Consider the following 16,516-nt stretch of genomic DNA (forward strand, 5'->3'; position numbering starts at 1 on the left):
CGATGCTGAAAGGCATGGACACCACCACCGCCACCGCGCCCGCCGAGGCGCGGGCGCCCGCAGCGAAGCGGCTCCCGCTGCTCGACGTCCTCCGCGGCGTCGCGATCCTCGGCACGCTCGGCACCAACGTCTGGATCTTCACCTCCGCCCACGGCGAGGCCGGGCCGCTCCTCGGCTACGGCATCACCGGCGGCGGCCCGTTCGGCGAGGTCTTCGAACTCCTCGCCAACGGCAAGTTCCTGTCGATGCTCACCGTGCTCTTCGGCGTCGGCCTCGCCATCCAGTACCGCTCGGCCGAGAAGAAGGGGCGGCGCTGGCCCGGCCGCTACCACTGGCGGGCGCTGTTCCTGTTCGCCGAAGGCACGATCCACTTCGTGCTGCTGTTCGCGTGGGACGTGCTCATGGGGTACGCCGTCACCGCGATCACCGTCGCGTGGCTGCTCAAGCGCTCCGAACGCGCGCAGCGGGCCGTCATGTGGACCGCGCTGAGCCTGCACGTCGCCGTGATCGCGCTCATCACGGCCGCGACGGCGCTCGGCCCGGGCAACGACCCGTCCCGGGACGCCGAGGTCGCGGCCCTGTACGCCGACGGCTCCTGGCTCGACCAGGTCCGGTTCCGCCTCGACCACATGCTGGTCTTCCGCATCGAGCCGATCATCACGTTCCCGCTGCTGGTGTTCCTGTTCCTGCTGGGCGTCAAGCTGTTCCGGGCCGGGGCCTTCGGCGCCGAGGACGCGGGCCGGCGAATCCGGGGGCGCCTCATGGCCTGGGGCCTCGGGCTGGGCCTGCCGCTGAACATCGCCGTGCAGTTCGCGCCCGACGACTTCCTCTACGCGGAGCGGTACCTCGTCGCGCCGGTCGTCATGCTCGGGTACATCGGCCTCATCGGGTTCCTCGTGGAGCGGCTGCGCCGCGGCCCCGTCATGGCCGCGCTGGAGTCCCTGGGCCGCACCGCCCTCAGCGGCTACATCCTCCAGAACCTGCTCGCGTCGGTCGTCTGCTACGGCTGGGGCCTGGGCCTGGCCGCGCGGTACGGGACGGAGGCGTGGTTCGCCCCGGCCCTGTGGCTCGGCATCAGCGCGTTCCTCCTCATCGGTTCGCGGCTGTGGCTGCGCCGCTTCAGCAACGGCCCCGCGGAGGCGTTGCAGAAGGCCGTCCTGCGCTGAGGCGCAGAAAGAAAAGAGGTGCGGGCCGGGGAACGACCGGCCCGCACCTCCCACTCACCCGACAGGTCAGGCGGCGACCATGTCGCGGTCGCCGGTGCGGTCGCGGGTCAGGCGCCGCCTGACGAGGGCGACCAGGGGCCACAGCGCGATCAGCGCGATGATCCCGTACACGGTCCACGCGACCGGCCCGCCGAGCAGGCCGGACGCCTCGCCGCCGGACAGCTGGAGCGCCATGCGCGCTTGCCGTTCGGCCATCGGGCCGAGGATCACGCCGACGATCATCGGGAGCATCGGAATCCCGAAGCGCCGCATGGCGAGCCCGATCAGGCCGAGCGCGAGCAGCACGAGCAGCTCGAAGGACTGGCCGCTCGTGGCGTACGCGCCCATCGTCGCGAAGAACAGGATGCCCGCGAACAGGTACGGCTTGGGGATGCGCAGCAGCTTGACCCACAACGGGATCAGCGGCATGTTGAGCACCAGCAGCATCGCGTTGCCCACGAACAGGCCCGCGATGAGCGTCCACACCAGCGCCGACTCCTTCTCGAACAGGAGCGGGCCGGGCTGGATGCCGTAGGTCTGGAACGCCGCGAGCATGACCGCCGCGGTCGCGTTGCACGGCAGGCCCAGTGCGAGCATCGGCACGAGCGTGCCGGCCGCGGACGCGTTGTTCGCCGCCTCCGGGCCCGCGACGCCTTCGATGGCGCCGTTCCCGAACTCCTGCTTGTGCTTCGAGAGCCGCCGCTCCGTCACGTACGACAGGAACGTCGGCACTTCCGCGCCGCCCGCCGGGACCGCCCCGAACGGGAAGCCGAGCGCGGAGCCGCGCAGCCACGGGCCCCACGAGCGGCGCCAGTCGCTGCGGCCCATCCACACCCGGCCGACCGGGATGATCTCGTCGGCGCCGTTCCTGCGGCGCGCGGCCGTCCACAGCGCCTCGCCGACGGCGAACGCGCCGACCGCGACGATGACGATGTCGATGCCGCTCGCCAGTTCCGGCACGCCGTACGTGAGGCGCTGCTGCCCGGTGACCGCGTCGATGCCGATCGTGCCGATCACGAGGCCCGTCAGGAGCGACGCGAACCCGCGGATGCGCGAGGACCCGAGGACCGACGCGGTCGCCACGAGCGCGAGCACCATGATCGCGAAGTACTCGGGCGCGCCGAGTCCGATCGCGAACTGCACGGTGATCGGGGTGACGAACACGAGCGCGATCGTGGCGATCGTCCCGGCGATGAACGAGCCGATGGCCGCGGTCGCGAGGGCCTGGCCGCCGCGCCCGTTGCGGGCCATCTTGAAGCCTTCGAGGACCGTGACGACCGACGAGGACTGGCCCGGCGTGTTCAGCAGGATCGCCGTGGTCGACCCGCCGTACATGCCGCCGTAGAAGATCCCGCCGAACATGATGAACGCCTGGGTCGGCTCCATCCCGTACGTGATCGGCAGGAGCAGCGCGATCGCCATGGCCGTGCCCAGGCCCGGCAGCATCCCCACGGCCGTGCCGATGGTGACGCCGAGGAGCGCGATGAGCAGGTTCCCCGGGGTGAGGATCGCGGCGAAGCCGTCGAGGAGCGAGTTGAGATTGTCCATGTCCTATGCCCCCCTACAGGATTCCCTGGAGCACGCCCGCGGGCAGGCCGAGGCCCAGCCCGATGGCGAACCCGTAGAACGTGGCCAGCCCGAGCACGACCGCCGCGGCCAGCGCCAGGAAGTACCGGCGCGAGCCGAGCACGATCGCCGCGCCCCAGAACAGGAGCGAGCCCGAGATCACCCAGCCGAGCCAGTCGATGAGCAGCGCGTTCGCGATGAACACCGCGCACAGCAGGCCCACGGTCTTGAGGTCGAACCGCTCGCTCGCGTTCGCTCCCTCGTCCTCGCCGTGGCCGCCGCGCAGCACGTTGAGCGCGTAGAACGCGGCGACGGCGAACAGGAGCACGCCGAGGATGATCGGCACGGGCTTGGGGCCGATCGGGTCGTTCGAGGCGGAGAACCCGCCGAGGCGGGAGGCGTCGACGATGACCAGCACGCCGAGGACGGCGAGGAACCCGCACACCCACAGCTGCGCGAGGTCCCGTTTCGGCGGGGCCGCTTCGGTCGCGGCCGCATCGGGCTCGGACGCTGCGGTCTCGTCCGCTGCAACCGGGTCCGCCTCGACCTCGACCTCTGCAACCGCGGCCGACTCGTCCGCCTGCCCGTCCACCGCCGCGGCGGCGTCGCCGCTTTCGGCAGCGGTCATGCGAGGCCCAGTTCCTGGAGCGTCGCGGCGACCGTGTAGTCCTGGTCGGTGAGGAAGTCCTCGAAGTCGCGGCCGGTCATGAACGCGTCGGTCCAGCCCTGCTTCTCCAGCTCGTCCTGCCACGCCGCGGACTCGTACATCGCGGTGAGCGCGTCGGTCCACTTCTGGACGTCCTCGTCGGAGATCCCGGGCGGGGCGACCCAGCCGCGCCAGTTCGTGAACTCCAGGTCGATCCCGGACTCGCGGAACGTGGGCGCATCGGGCACGACCTCGACGCGCTCGGCCCCGGAGGTCGCGAGGACCCGCAGCTGCCCGGCCTCGATCTGGTCGATGAACTCGCCGACGCCGCTCGCGCCGAAGGAGACCTTCTCGCCCAGGAGCGCGGGCAGGAGCTCGCCGCCGCCGTCGTAGGACACGTAGTTGACCTGGACGGGGTCGATGCCCACGGCCTTCGCGAGGCGCATCGGCAGGAGGTGGTCGGGGCCGCCGGGGGAGGAGCCGCCGCCCGCGGTGACGCCGTTCAGGTCCGCGGTCCAGGCCGCGACCAGGTCCTCGATCGTCTGGAACGGGGAGCCGACGGGCACGACGATGGCCCCGGACTCCTCCACGAGCTTCGCGATCGCCGTGGTCCCGGTGAGCTTCGCCTCGGAGTTCTGGGTGTAGGAGGCGCCCACGACGCCCAGGCCCATCTGCATGGCCAGGTCGCCGTTGCCCTCCTCGCTGACGGTCCGCTGGAGGCCGACCGTGCCGCCCGCGCCTTCGAGGTTGAACACCTCGATGGCCTTGGCGATGCCCTCGTCCTCCATGATCCGGGCGATGGAGCGGGCGGTCGTGTCGTAGCCGCCGCCGGGGCTGTTGGGGACCATGATGCGCAGGCCGGTCAGGGGTCCGTCGTCCGAGCCGTCCTCGGCGGTGAGGCCGCACGCCGAGGCCGCCGCGAGGGTCGGGACGGCCGCCGCAGCACTGAGGAGGGCCCTCCGGTGAAATTTCATCGTCGTTGCTCTTTCATTTCGGGGTCGGGGTGAGAGACGATGGTCACCCCGGCGCCGACCCCGCGTCAGCCTTGTGTCCGTATCGATCATTGAGTTCATTGTGTTCAGGCCCCTGAATCGCCCGACCCTCGCCGGCCAGCTCCTCCTCTTCCAGCTCACGGTGATCCTCCTGGTGCTCGCCGCCGTCGCCGGGCTCTCCCTCGCCCAGTCCCGGGCCGTGTTCGACGCCGAGCAGGGCCGCCGCGTCACCCAGCTCGCCGAGTCCCTCGCCGCCTCCGACCTGGTCCGTGGCCGCCTCCCCGCCCCGGCGCCCGCGCAGACGCTCGCTCCGCAGATCCAGGCGGACCTCGAACGCTGGCAGGTCTCCTCGGTGACCATCGCCGACGCCGACGGGACCGTCGTCGCCTCCACGAACCCGCTGCTCATCGGCACGATGCTGCCCCTGGGGCACGGCGTCCTCGACGGCCGCGGCTGGCGCGGCGAGATCGACCTCGGCGGCCGCACCGAACTCGTCGGCCAGGCCCCCGTCATCGGGTCCGAACCGGAGAACCTCGGCGTGCAGCTCGGCGTCGCGGTCGTCGGCCAGGAGGCGCCCGCGCTCGCGCGGCTCCTCGTGCAGGCCGTGCCGACGCTCCTGCTGTACCTCGGGGTCGCGAGCGTCCTCGGCGTGGCCGGGTCGTGGCTGCTGGCGCGGCGCATCAAACGGCAGACGTTCGGCATGGAGCCCAGGGAGATCGCGGGCCTGGCCGAGCACCGCGAGGCCATGCTCTACGGCATCGCCGAAGGCGTGGTCGCCCTGGACGACCAGCACCGCGTCACCCTCGTCAACGACGTGGGGCGGCGGCTCCTCGACCTGGACGACGCCGCCGTGGGCCGCACCCTGGACGACCTGGACCTGACCTCGCGCCTGCGCGACGTCCTCTCCGGCACCGTCACCGGCTCCGACCAGGTGGTGCTGCAAGGGAACCGGGTCCTCGTCGTCAACCGCATGCCCGTGGAGAAGGACGGCCGCGCCCTCGGCGCGGTCGCGACCCTCCGCGACCGCACCGAGCTGGCCCAGCTCGAACGCGACCTCGGCTCGTTCCGCTCCACGGCCGAGGCGCTGCGCGCGCAGGCCCACGAGTTCGACAACAAGCTCCACACGATCTCCGGCCTCATCCAGATCGGCGAGCAGGAGGAGGTCGTCCGCTTCATCGACGCCCTCAACCGCCACCGCCAGTCTCTCGACCTGTCCATCGGCGGCCCCATCCGCGACAAGGCCATCGCCGCGCTCCTCATGGCGAAGTCCGCGCAGGCCTCCGAGCGCCAGGTTCGCCTCGGCATCGCCGAGGGCACCGCGCTCGGCCCGCTCTCCCCCGAGGACTCCGCGGACGTCGGCACCGTCCTGGGGAACCTCATCGACAACGCGGTGGACGCCGCCGCGGGTTCGCCCCTGCCGCTCGCGGCCGAGGCGTGGGTCGCGGTGGAGATCCGCGAATCCGAAGGCGGCGTGCGCATCACCGTCTCGGACAACGGCCCGGGCGTCCCGCCCGGCGCGGTCGAAGAGGTCTTCGAGCACGGCTTCACCACGAAGGCCACCGGCACGGGCGCCACCGCGGAGCGCGGTATCGGGCTGGCGCTGACCAGGCTGGTGTGCGAGCATCACGGCGGCGGGGTCCGCGTGGAGAACACCGCCGACGGCGCCCGCTTCCTGGCGGACCTGCCGCTGCTCTCCCGCACCGCAACGCCCGTGCCAACGACGGCTGAGGAACCGACATGATCGACGTGCTGGTGGTCGACGACGACTTCCGCCTGGTCAACATCCACCGCGGCTTCGTCGAGCGCACCCCCGGCTTCCGGGCGGTCGCCTCGGCCCGCTCCGGCGAGGAGACCCTCGCCGCCCTCGACGAGCACCGCCCCGACCTCGTCCTCCTCGACCTCTACCTGCCCGACGTCTTCGGCCTCGACCTGGTGCGCCGCATGCGCGCCGAAGGCCACGAGACCGACGTCATGGTCATCTCCGCGGCGCGAGAGTCCGACGCGGTGCGCGCCGCCGTCCGCCTCGGCGTCGTCTCCTACCTCCTGAAGCCGTTCAGCTTCAACGACTTCCAGGACCGCCTGGAGCAGTACGCGAACACCCGCGCGGGCCTGGCCCTCGCGGTCCGCGACCAGGCCGACGTCGACCGGGCCTTCGAGCGCACCGGCTCGGCCACCCTCATGCCCAAGGGCTTCAGTACCGAGACCGCCCAGCTCGTCGAGGCGACCCTCCGCGACGCCGACGGCTCCCTCTCCGCGGCCGAATGCGCCGAACGCATCGGCGTCTCCCGCGTCAGCGCCCGCCGCTACCTGGAACAGCTCGCCGAACGCGGCCGCGCCGAAGTCGCCCTCAAATACGCGGGCCGGGGCCGCCCCGAACGCCGCTACCGCTGGCGCTGACCGAACACCGCCTCCACCTCCGCGAGGTTCGCGGTCCACCAGCGCAGCATCCGCTCGTCCGAGAAGAACAGCCCGTCGCTCGCCCGGTCGCCCCGGTAGTAGTGGTACTTCAAGTGCCACACCGAGGTCAGCAGCTTCCACCACCGCCGCCGGGCGGCGTCGATCAGCGCGTCCGCCCCGATCGGCCTCACCGAGCGGTACCCGGCGACGATCGCGGCGACGCCGCCGAGGTCGATCCGCCCGTCGTCCAGCGCGCACTGGTACGTCGCGGCCCGCACGATCTCCTCCGCGTACGCGCTCACCCGCACCCGGTCCCAGTCGAGTACCGCCGCGATCCGCTCCCCCTGCCAGAGCAGGTTCCAGTTCTGGCAGTCCCCGTGGGTCCACCCGTACGGCCCGACCGGCCCCCCGCCCTCCGGCAGCAGGTGCGCGTGCTCGGCGACGAACGCCATCCGGCTGCGCAGCAACGGTTCCGCCGCGAGGTCGAACTCCTCGGGCTCCTCCCGCCCCGCGATGACCTCCAGGTACTCCCTGATCCGCTCGTTCGCCGTCTCGACCGTCGGCGTCCGCTCGACGGGCCGCTCCGCCTCTGGGAGCACCCCGGGCCGCGCGAGCGCCCGATGAATCCGCCCGATCTGCGCCCCCATGTGGAACGAGGCCGCAGCGCTCATCTCGGCCCCCCGCCGATGGTCCCCCTCGACCCACCGCGCCAGGTAATAGAAGTGCCCGCCGACCTCGGTGACCGACTCCCCGCCGACCCCGGGCACCACCGAGACGACCGGAACCCCCGCCTCCCCGGCCGCCGCCATCACCGCCAGGCTCCGCCGAGCCGCCTCTGCTCCGGTCTCCACCAACTCCTTCAGCGCGAACACCTCACCCCCGGCCTCGACCCGCCAGTTCCGATTCAGCACCCCCTCAGCCAGCGACCGAACCCCGCCCACCGCCGCGATCGCGACAAGCTCGACAGCGGGCGCAGCACCAGAATCCATCGCGAAAGGCTACCGGGGGGCCAGGCGCATCGACGTTTCCGAGGACCGGCCGGTAGTCGTAGAGCCACCTGGTGTCCTTCTCGTAGACGAGGGGCACGAAGAGCTTCATGCCAAGGGCCTGGACGCACCGCTTGACCGGGCCGGCCTGCTTAAAGCCGCGATTGTCCTCGGCGTGCCTGAGCAATTTGGCGATCCGGGGCCGCCGCCGCTGCTCGTACGAGTCCAGCGTCTCCGGGACGGACTCGCCCCGGCTCAGGCTGTCCGCCATTGCGATCGCGTCCTCGATCGCCATGCACACGCCCTGCCCGGTGCCGACCGGGTGGGCCGCGTCGCCCGCGAGGGCGATGCGCCGGCGGTGCCCGGTTTGGGCCTCCTCAAGCGCGTGGAACAGCGAGGGCCGATGCACCTCTAATACCGCGGCGAGGATCCGCGAGGGCTCGGCCTCCGGCCGGTACACCACACGGGTTCGCTCCAACCGGTCGTCGGCGTCCCTTTCGGGTGCGACGGGATTGTTGATCTGAGCGGCCCACCAGACGTCGCCCCCGGCGGCCGTGTGGATGAACGCGCCGCCGTAGGCGAACGTCAGGTTGAACACCCCGGGCTCTGCGGGGATCTCCTTCGCGACACCTGAGATGGTGTAGCGCGTCGCGTACTCCAGTTGCGGCCTACCCGGATCGAAGTTCCCTCACAGCACCGATCTGATGTCGGCGGCCCCGATCAAGGCGTCCGCCCGGTCCGTGCTCCCGCTCGCGAACTCGACGATCACGCCGTCCGCGTCCTGCACGGCGCCGGTCATCCGCTCGCCGAGCCGCACCTCGGCCCCCGCCGCGACGGCCGCGGCCCGCAGGACCTCCACAAGGCGCCCGCGCATGAGCGTCACCGAGTGCATGTCGTCCGTGGCGCGTCGCCCGGGGGCCACGTCCCCTACAAGCATCCCCCGGCGGACCACATGTGCCGCCGGGGCACGTCGATCCCGGCTGCCCTCACTTCGTCGAGGCACCCGAGCAGCTCGATCCCCCACAGCCCGTTCGCGGCGAGGCTGATGAACCACCCGACGTCCCTGGCTGAATTCGGGCTGACCGCGCGCATGACGAGATCGCTGAATGATAATTCACTGAATATGAGTTCAGTGAAATCATGTTCGGGACCATGGGTGGATGTCACCCTCCAAGGGGCCGTCGATGAGCGTGCGCAAGGCGAAGGCGGCCGAGACTAGGGCCACGCTCCTGGAGGCCGCCAAGCGGCTGTTCGCCGACTGCGGCTACCTGAACACGAAGTTCACCGACATCACGGAGGAAGCGGGCCGCGCGATGGGCTCGTTCTACGAGTACTTCGCCTCCAAGGACGACCTGCTCCAGGCGCTCCTCCGGGGCATGGAGGACCGCGCCGACGAGCTCGTCGACACTACCGTTCACCCCCGCGAGCACGACCTCACCGACCGCGCCCAGCTCCGCCAGCACCCCGCCTGCGCCTGGATGGTCTTCCGCGAACACGCCCCGGTGGTCACCGCCCTCTTCCAGTCGACGACCGCGGCGAATCCGGCTCGGGCGCAGCCTGGGGCAGCCTGGTGACCGAGACCGACATGTGGCGCCGCCACCTCGAGTACGGCCGCGACCAGGGCCGCGTCCTACCCGGCGACCCTGAGATTCTCGCCGCCGCCATGGGCAGCATGCACTCCATGCTCGGCTACGCCGTCAACATCGCCCAGGACCGCGACCTCGACGACGACACCCTCACCGACCTCCTCCACCACAGCCTCGCCGGCCCCGCTTCAGACGCCGGCTCTCGGGACCTCACCGGGTGAACTTGCGAACTGCGAACGAGATCTCGTCATCGACTCCGAGCCGAATGCGCGCCTCGGCCGCTCCCTTGCCGATCACCGCATCCTCACATGCCGCGATGACCCACCGACAATCCGGCACCGTCGCGAGCATCTCATCGGTCATCGAATCCAAGTCCTCTCCGTAAATGCCGTCCAGGTCGAACAGCGGCTGAAACTCGTTGAACTTCTCAACTACGCGCCCGACCGGAAGTCCAGCCTGGGCTGCGAGCACCAGTGCGCCGTGGCGCCCGAACCCGCCCTCATTGAGCTTCGCCTGGCCAGTGACCGCATCAAAGAACGACATGTCGGAACCATCGGGAACGCGGGAGCCGCAAGTCCTCTTGACGGTGTCAAGGCGAGATCTGTATACATCTTCCGGTTCGCCGAGAACCCAAGCGATCCAAGGTGCAATCTGATCAACAACTTTGCCGATTGTGTGTCGTCCGCTCAACGCTGTTCCACAGATCACTGCACCCGCTGGCAAGTAACTCAACTTCTGTATGAACTGGCCGTCAGATTTCTTCGGAGTGTAAGCAGATAGCCGCTCAGTGAGGGGGCTGATATCAGTGGTGACACCGATTGACTTCATCCGATCAAGTGCCGCGACGATGTCCCCGAGTGGCAGTCGCTCGGCTTCTGCAACCGAGAATACGTGACGAGCTGGAATCGGATATTGCACCGGTCCGAGAAATTGGCTGTTGATGAATTCAGTCGCGGTGAGTGTCGGATTTTCAGTTATCAGCAAAGCTCTGTCAACTGCGGTGAACTCAAAGGCATCTAGTGCAGAAAAATCGATGATTGGCAGTTCTATGCCAAGGTATTCGAAGTGCTGAATTCGATCAGCTAGCTCCTCCGCGGAAACTGATACATCCTCCATCGCAAGCTTCATCTCATACGGCGAAATTTTCCGCAGTATCAAGCCATACTGTCCAGTTCCAGCGAGTCTATCATTTGATTCGGATTGCGATCCTACGAGTCGATACTTCATCATTTCAAGATCGCGCTGAGTTGGTACGATCGAGGGAATCGCCTCGAACGGAAACGCTCGCTGCTCTTCCGTCAAACCTGGATAATCGGAAACCATACGCGCGGCCTCGGAAGCGCTAATCGATTCCAGTACCGAGAAGAACAACGAATGACACATAAGTCGTTGTAGTGAATTCGAAGTGGCGCCAAGTTGAGCAGTCCCGAAAACTTGTGAATCAATCCATGGGGCGCGGCCATCGAAATTCGTCGACCATGCCTTGCGTTGCATCGCATCTTCCGGACGATCCGACGGCAAGACGGCTGTTTCCGGCTTATCGAGTCTAAACACTGAGTATTTCTGGATAATCTGATCTAGTTCGCTCTCGCCGATTTCCATAGCTTCTGCGATTCGTCTGATCCGGACTGGAGGTATTCCATCCGACCCCTGAGGTCGTCCGTCCTCCAGTTGTCCGAAGAACTCTGCCTCTCGACTTGAAGGCACATGCCGACCGCCCTCGTTGAGGAGGTCGAAGGCCAACTCCGGAGATCCTAGCCCGAGCCTTCTCAGGATCGACTCAAGCCCATGGAAGCCTTCACCTAGTGAGATCCCCAGTTCGTGGCAAACTGACACGAGTCCGAAATGTTCCTCATTCAGGAGCACTCGATTGGCGTTCCATCGCCCCGCTGGCACCGAAATCAATATTGAGTCTCGTGTGTCTGGAATATAATCATATGAATCTTCAGGAATGGATGGCATGCCCATCAGTGAGTATCGCGTGAACTTGGCGACTCTCTCAACGGCCTCGCCCAGGGAAAGGCCTGCCTGAGAAGCGCCCCAAACAAATCCAACGAGGTCAAGGTAGTCGCTTGTTGAACGCGGAGTGTCACTATAGGGGTTCCACGGGGATTGCACAGATCGAGAAACAAGAAGCGCCGTGTCAATCGGGTCAGGTTGTGCATGATCTAGCATGTCCGCGGATTCCCAAATAGGGAATTGCTCGATCGATTCCCCGTGAATCCATCCATCTTGCAAGCTCGTCGATGCGACTCCCTGATCATTCAATGCATCGAATAGGGACGGAAGATGTCGCCTCCATACCTGGCTGCGCCAGGCGCGAAGAGGAGGAGGAAGTATATATTCCCCTCGCGGCCAATATTTTCTACGAGGGTCGTTGAACCCTTGGGATCGCGGTTCTGAGAAATGTGGAGTGAAGTTGCGGTCACTAAGCTGCCAGAGTAGGTATCGGTCTCCAGGGAAGCATCCAATCTCCCGCAAATCGATATCCTGTGCCCAGTACCTGGTCTGGCCGAGTGGAATAATAGGACGTACTTGCTTAATGCCGTCGGCTAGAATCGCTCCGTGACGCGGGTACGCCTCTGAGAAACTCCAAAGCCAACGCAGCGAAAGGCCGTCCCAGTTCGCAAGCGTCTCAGCAGATTCAGCTGTGCGTTCAAGCACCCAGTTCAGATCCCAGTTCACGATTGCATTGCGATCCACACGCAGCAAGGGCTTATGCTCTCCATGGAGGGTCACCATCGCACCGGTGAACGAAGTCGAGGTGATGAGTCCGTCAGCAAGGACCGCAGCATCGTTCTCAGCCCACCATGCCGTCGAGGTTCCATCCGTCCAAGCGAGCGAACTCGAACTCTTGGCTGAAGTCGAGACAGCATTGGGTTCCCGAATGATCTGCTCTCCGGATTCAGCGATCTCCAATTGGTAGGGAGAATGAAGCACGACCTCGTCCAGGAAGCTCCGCAGTTGAAGTCCGCCGACAGTTCTGAACTCCGGACGCAGATGCAGGCGGACGATGGTCCCGCCTTGGGGCAGCCTGCCGGTGACTTTCTCGTCGGCAGTCACCCTGGCGATGCTCGAGCCAGCGTTGATCAGCAGCCGAAGGCCTTCCCCCAGGTTCCCGTTCACGTCCTGGGGCCTGGTCCACACCTCGACCGCGTCGGCGAGCATGAAGTAGCTGAACGCACCGATTCCAAACGAGCTGTTGGGGATCAACCGCATCTTCTGGTCGACTTTGAGCCATTCAGCCTGCTCGTCCGCAAAGGCAGCCGTTTCGACAAACCGCGAACCGGCGTTGAGGAAGCACCGCTCCAGGACCTCCGGCTTCATTCCGACGCCATTGTCGATGCAGTCCAAATATTGAAGAGCACCGTTCGCATCGCTGTGAGACTCGAACCTGATGGTCGGGGACCAGTCTGCCACAGGGCCGGTCTCGTGACGCAGGTACTCGTGCCGGTACTGCCGGTATCGGCAGGCGTCGAGCGCATTCTGGTAGAGCTCTCGCATCGCCAGACGGGGATCACCGTAGAGCTGCTCACCCATGAGCAGCTGCCTGATCTTGTCGCTGTTCAGGGTCAAGCGGGTGATGGGGTGCCGGTAGGCCAGCTCGTCACCGGTCAATCTGGGGCCGACGCCGTCTCCGGTGGCGCGGAGCAGCACGAATCGAGTGAGACTCTTTGCAGAGGAGGTGTCGGGCAGTGCTTCATCGAGGGTTCGGAAGGATTGCACGTAGGCGCGTAGCGCCTCTTCGACCGCAGGGTCGAAGCACTTCGCGTTCAACCCCGGGTAGTGGTTCTGGTCCTGGGCCCACTGCACCGTTTCAAGGTCGTGCTTGAGCTGTTCTAGGGTGAACTGCTCGACGATGCCCAGTTGCTCGATGAGCTCGCGTCCGTACTGGTACACGTCGAAGGTCATGCCCCGGATGACGACGCCGAGTTCGTAGACCAAGCCCCATCGCACTTGCACGACCTGACCTGTGGTCGAAGACCGGAAGCCCCATTTGCGGGCGATCGCCTTGGACGGATAGCTGCCCTGTTGGAGGTGCCTGGAGGCAGTCAGCAGGCGGTCCCGCAGTTCCTGCTTATCCTGGTCATCGCTCGCCAGCGCCTCGGCGAGCAGAGACGCGGCCTCGGTGATGATCTCGTCCCTCTTCCAGCCAGTGTCGGAGCTGGAGAGTGCGTACCCGCGGATCCACTCGTCAAGGGCCCCGCGGACCTCTTGCGTGTTGGTCGTGTCGACGCAGCGTTCGATCAGTCGCTCAGTCGCGGCCTGAATCGCCACGAACTCCTTGGGCCAGACGCCGGTCTCCTTCATCTCCGCAATACTCGGCGTCAGGGAGAACACTCGATCGAGCCGCGCCTCTGCGAGAAGCAGAGTGGCGTAGACAATTTCGATCTCAATCGGCGAAGGGTCGACTGACTCCACGGTCGCCCGAAGGACCGTCTCGAGGTTCTGAGCGAAGCGCTCAGGATCGTTCTTGTTCCGCCAGCGGCGTCGCTGATCCACTCCGAGGTGCGCAACGGATCTCCGCAGTCCGTCGATCGCCGATGGCCGCAGGCCACGGTCCTGCGCAGCAGTTGGGGAGGGGGCCTGAAGTTCGGTTATACGACCGCCCGCCTCGGCAGCGTTGTTGCAGAACGGCATTGCGGCGGCGTCGCCGAGTCTCATGATCTCCGGAGTCGGGGCCTCCACCAGCCGCATCTGGTGTTTCGCCCCGTCGAAGACCTGCTGGACATTGAGCGTCGCGCCGCCTTGCGGGACGCCACCACGGATCGTCTTGAGAAGCCCGTCGGTGAAGGTGGTCCGTAGATCGTCGCCAGCATCAGAGATTCCGTTCTTGGGGCTCGAGCTGATCACGACCGTCCCGGCGGTCTCAAGTTGCGCGAGCACTGCGGATTCATCGACGCCCATACCGTTCGCCCGCCCGCTGAAGCAGCAGTCGAGAATCACGATCTTGGTCGTTGCCCTGCTTGCGATCACCTTCAATTTCAAGGAGCGCCACGGGATGGAGGTCTCCTCGGCAAAGCGCCATTTGGAGACGGTCGTCGTCAGTAGCAGGTCGCCGTCGTCGGCGATGAGCCCGTGCCCTGCATAGTAGATCAGGAGCAGTTCCTCTTCGCTTTCGATCAGCTCGGAGATGCGTACACGCAAGGACTCCAGCGGCTTGACGTTCGGCAGCCGGTGGATGTTGCTCGGTTCCATCCCGACGAACGCCGGATCGCGGAGAACTTCGTGAAGCCCTACGAGGTTGCCGTCGACACCCAGCAAAGGCTGAAGTCCGTCGGGGTCTTCGGGGAACGCACTGGCACCGATGAGGATCGCAGTCCCCTTGAGGATCGATCCGAGGGGGAGATCACTCATGCTTCAGCATCTTCTCCATCTCAGCGACGATCTCCTCCGGTCTGCCGATGTTCTCGCCGCTGATCGTGACATCGCCGGTAGACCGCTCGAACTTCACGGTGATCGTCGGGCGACGGTACCTGATCCAGGCGCATACGCAGGTCACAATCCCGGTGACCGCACCGCTCGCCACGATGAGGTCCAGGTATTCGACGGCCCCCATCGCGCCCGTCTCGGGCACGGTCCGGCGTTCAGGGCGCAGTCGTGAATCCGCGTCGTTGTTCATCCATTGGTACAAGTCAAGAAGGTCGTCGAGCGAGTCGGAGTCGATCGTGATCTTCAGAGCGTCCATGAAACGCCTCTTTCACCGGGGGGTGGGTCGCTTCACCGGGATGCGGCGGGCAACTGAGTGACTTTCTCGATGCTACCTGTGCGCACTTCCGGTGTACAGCCAGCACGCGCGGCTCACTGACTGATCAACCTATGAATCGCCCTACTGTGCAACGAAATTCATACAGGCGAACGATTAGCTGTTTGTAATCGATTCGGTGGGTCCAGAACAGCCGGTTCGGCCTCGTACCGCACCACGAGTTCCCCGTCCGGACCCAACGCCCGTTTGTGAATCGGACCGGAGAAGTAGAGACGGTCGAACTCCGTTCCCAGATCCAGGTCTCAGAGCCGGACGGTGTAGTCGGCCTCAGTCGTCCTGTTGGGGGTCTCCGATGACACCCGTCCTTGCTGATCTGGAATTTCATCTCACTGAACGGGGTCGAACTGCCTGTCGCCGCCACCGGTCGGCCTTGCTGCTCGAAACGACCGAAGTGCTCACTGTGCTGGTGTGCCCGTGGAGCTCGAAGATTTTCATCGAGGTTGCCAGATTCCATACATGCACGTTCCCGATTTGATTGCCCCGCAACGCTATCGGTCGACCGTGCATTTGGCCCAGTGGCACCGAGGCGAGCTCATCCGGATGCTCTCCCAAAGTGGTGAGCAGTTCGGCTCTGTAGAGATCCCAGACGGTGGCGATCTTGCTGTGTCCGATTTCTACTGCGATCGTAAGGTTGTTCCATGACCCGATCGCGGCCGAAACTATGTGGCTCCCCAAGCCCCGGTAGGGGAAGCGACTCCGGCTGCGTGTCACGAAATGCTACAAGAGGTCGTAGACCACCATCTTGGAGCGGTCCTCGACGACGGCGAGGAGGCGGCCGCCCGCCTCTCCGACGGTCAGACCATCGTGGAACCGGCCCATCTCACGGACGAAGGCCACCAGGTTATCGGGCTCATCGAGATACCAGCCTATGTACCCTTCCCTGCTCCGGCCCGGCGGCGAGTACAGGGTGGCCCTCGTTCCTGCCGAACACCATCGAATTGACCGAGCCGGTCGCGTCCGGCACTCGGATGAGCGGCCGTCCGCGGCCGAGCTCCAAGGCGTCAATTGTGTCGTCGTCGTTCGATACGAACACGGCGGGACGGTTCTCGGCTTCCCCGATCGCCAACCCGAACCCGAGCATCGATCGCGGACCGGCGAGAGGGAGGCGCAAGGTGGTGTTGAGATCCCATACTCGTACGGACCTGTCCTTTCCGCCCGTGACGGCGATCGGATCGTCGTCTCTGGTACCCCATGCCACAGCTTGTACCCCGCCGACGGTCCGTCCGTCGAGCCGACCGAACGCCACTGAATTGAGTGACTGCTCGTGGCCCGAGCGTGTCCTGAGCTCCTGCAAGGTGCGGAGGTCTCAGGGCCGTGCGGTGCGGTCGATCTAGCTCAACTCCCACGCCACCCAGCTCCCCGACCTACTCA

General features: G+C 66.3%; 15 protein-coding genes. 6 read left to right on the plus strand and 9 right to left on the minus strand.

The genetic code is table 11. The annotated features are described in order from the left end of the window. Positions 1-14: 14 nt before the first annotated feature. Entirely contained in the window at positions 15-1,166 is a 1,152-nt protein-coding gene (locus tag ACFFXY_RS03625) for a DUF418 domain-containing protein (protein ID WP_382345940.1), read from the plus strand. A gap of 66 nt (positions 1,167-1,232) precedes the next feature. On the opposite strand, the gene ACFFXY_RS03630 is transcribed toward ACFFXY_RS03625, so the two are convergent. From ACFFXY_RS03630 to ACFFXY_RS03640, 3 genes are read right to left on the minus strand one after another with little or no spacing between them, the layout of a single operon-like run. Beyond that, the gene (locus ACFFXY_RS03630) at positions 1,233-2,753 is read right to left on the minus strand and encodes a tripartite tricarboxylate transporter permease (RefSeq protein ID WP_382345942.1); all 1,521 of its coding nucleotides are present in this window, start codon (positions 2,751-2,753) and stop codon (positions 1,233-1,235) included. A 13-nt stretch (positions 2,754-2,766) separates the two neighbouring features. Continuing rightward, positions 2,767-3,399, minus strand: coding sequence for a tripartite tricarboxylate transporter TctB family protein (locus ACFFXY_RS03635; RefSeq protein ID WP_382345944.1), 633 nt, complete (start codon positions 3,397-3,399; stop codon positions 2,767-2,769). Beyond that, complete coding sequence (locus ACFFXY_RS03640) at positions 3,396-4,391, minus strand: Bug family tripartite tricarboxylate transporter substrate binding protein (RefSeq protein WP_382345946.1); 996 nt, start codon at positions 4,389-4,391, stop codon at positions 3,396-3,398. Before ACFFXY_RS03640 ends, ACFFXY_RS03635 begins: the two co-directional genes overlap by 4 nt. Positions 4,392-4,491: 100 nt before the next feature. Here ACFFXY_RS03640 and ACFFXY_RS03645 point away from each other — a divergent pair, with 100 nt between their 5' ends. Beyond that, on the plus strand, positions 4,492-6,150 hold the full coding sequence (locus ACFFXY_RS03645) for a sensor histidine kinase (RefSeq protein WP_382345948.1): 1,659 nt from the start codon (positions 4,492-4,494) through the stop codon (positions 6,148-6,150). Then, a complete protein-coding gene (locus ACFFXY_RS03650) occupies positions 6,147-6,806 on the plus strand; it encodes a response regulator (protein WP_382345950.1) in 660 nt (219 codons plus the stop codon). Before ACFFXY_RS03645 ends, ACFFXY_RS03650 begins: the two co-directional genes overlap by 4 nt. Here the strand turns inward: ACFFXY_RS03650 and ACFFXY_RS03655 are convergent. The 3 genes from ACFFXY_RS03655 to ACFFXY_RS03665 all read right to left on the minus strand — a co-directional run bounded on the left by ACFFXY_RS03655 (position 6,791) and on the right by ACFFXY_RS03665 (position 8,714). Continuing rightward, complete coding sequence (locus ACFFXY_RS03655; RefSeq protein ID WP_382345952.1) at positions 6,791-7,717, minus strand: phosphotransferase; 927 nt, start codon at positions 7,715-7,717, stop codon at positions 6,791-6,793. The genes ACFFXY_RS03650 and ACFFXY_RS03655 overlap by 16 nt on opposite strands. A gap of 4 nt (positions 7,718-7,721) precedes the next feature. Next, positions 7,722-8,390, minus strand: a complete 669-nt coding sequence (locus ACFFXY_RS03660) for an FAD-dependent oxidoreductase (RefSeq protein WP_382345954.1) — start codon at positions 8,388-8,390, stop codon at positions 7,722-7,724. Positions 8,391-8,480: 90 nt separating this feature from the next. After that, positions 8,481-8,714 carry an FAD-dependent oxidoreductase gene (locus tag ACFFXY_RS03665; RefSeq protein WP_382345956.1) on the minus strand — a complete coding sequence of 78 codons (234 nt, stop codon included), beginning with the start codon at positions 8,712-8,714 and terminating at the stop codon, positions 8,481-8,483. A 262-nt stretch (positions 8,715-8,976) separates the two neighbouring features. Here ACFFXY_RS03665 and ACFFXY_RS03670 point away from each other — a divergent pair, with 262 nt between their 5' ends. Then, positions 8,977-9,366 (plus strand): TetR/AcrR family transcriptional regulator, encoded by a 390-nt coding sequence (locus ACFFXY_RS03670; RefSeq protein ID WP_382345958.1) that lies wholly within the window; start codon positions 8,977-8,979, stop codon positions 9,364-9,366. Next, positions 9,363-9,599 (plus strand): hypothetical protein, encoded by a 237-nt coding sequence (locus ACFFXY_RS03675; protein WP_382345960.1) that lies wholly within the window; start codon positions 9,363-9,365, stop codon positions 9,597-9,599. Before ACFFXY_RS03670 ends, ACFFXY_RS03675 begins: the two co-directional genes overlap by 4 nt. Here ACFFXY_RS03675 and ACFFXY_RS03680 read toward each other — a convergent pair. Both ACFFXY_RS03680 and ACFFXY_RS03685 read right to left on the minus strand, forming a co-directional pair. Next, entirely contained in the window at positions 9,589-14,736 is a 5,148-nt protein-coding gene (locus ACFFXY_RS03680) for a caspase, EACC1-associated type (protein WP_382345962.1), read from the minus strand. The two genes, ACFFXY_RS03675 and ACFFXY_RS03680, sit on opposite strands and share 11 nt — an antisense overlap. After that, entirely contained in the window at positions 14,729-15,067 is a 339-nt protein-coding gene (locus ACFFXY_RS03685) for an effector-associated constant component EACC1 (RefSeq protein ID WP_382345964.1), read from the minus strand. The genes ACFFXY_RS03680 and ACFFXY_RS03685 overlap by 8 nt, the downstream gene beginning before the upstream one ends. A 492-nt stretch (positions 15,068-15,559) precedes the next feature. Here ACFFXY_RS03685 and ACFFXY_RS03690 point away from each other — a divergent pair, with 492 nt between their 5' ends. Next, on the plus strand, positions 15,560-15,787 hold the full coding sequence (locus ACFFXY_RS03690) for a hypothetical protein (RefSeq protein WP_382345966.1): 228 nt from the start codon (positions 15,560-15,562) through the stop codon (positions 15,785-15,787). 208 nt (positions 15,788-15,995) lie between these two features. Here the strand turns inward: ACFFXY_RS03690 and ACFFXY_RS03695 are convergent, their stop codons facing one another. Further along, on the minus strand, positions 15,996-16,439 hold the full coding sequence (locus ACFFXY_RS03695; RefSeq protein WP_382345968.1) for a WD40 repeat domain-containing protein: 444 nt from the start codon (positions 16,437-16,439) through the stop codon (positions 15,996-15,998). Positions 16,440-16,516: the final 77 nt, after the last annotated feature.

It is taken from the genome of Glycomyces mayteni, assembly GCF_042428885.1.
GTDB lineage: Bacteria > Actinomycetota > Actinomycetes > Mycobacteriales > Micromonosporaceae > Glycomyces > Glycomyces mayteni.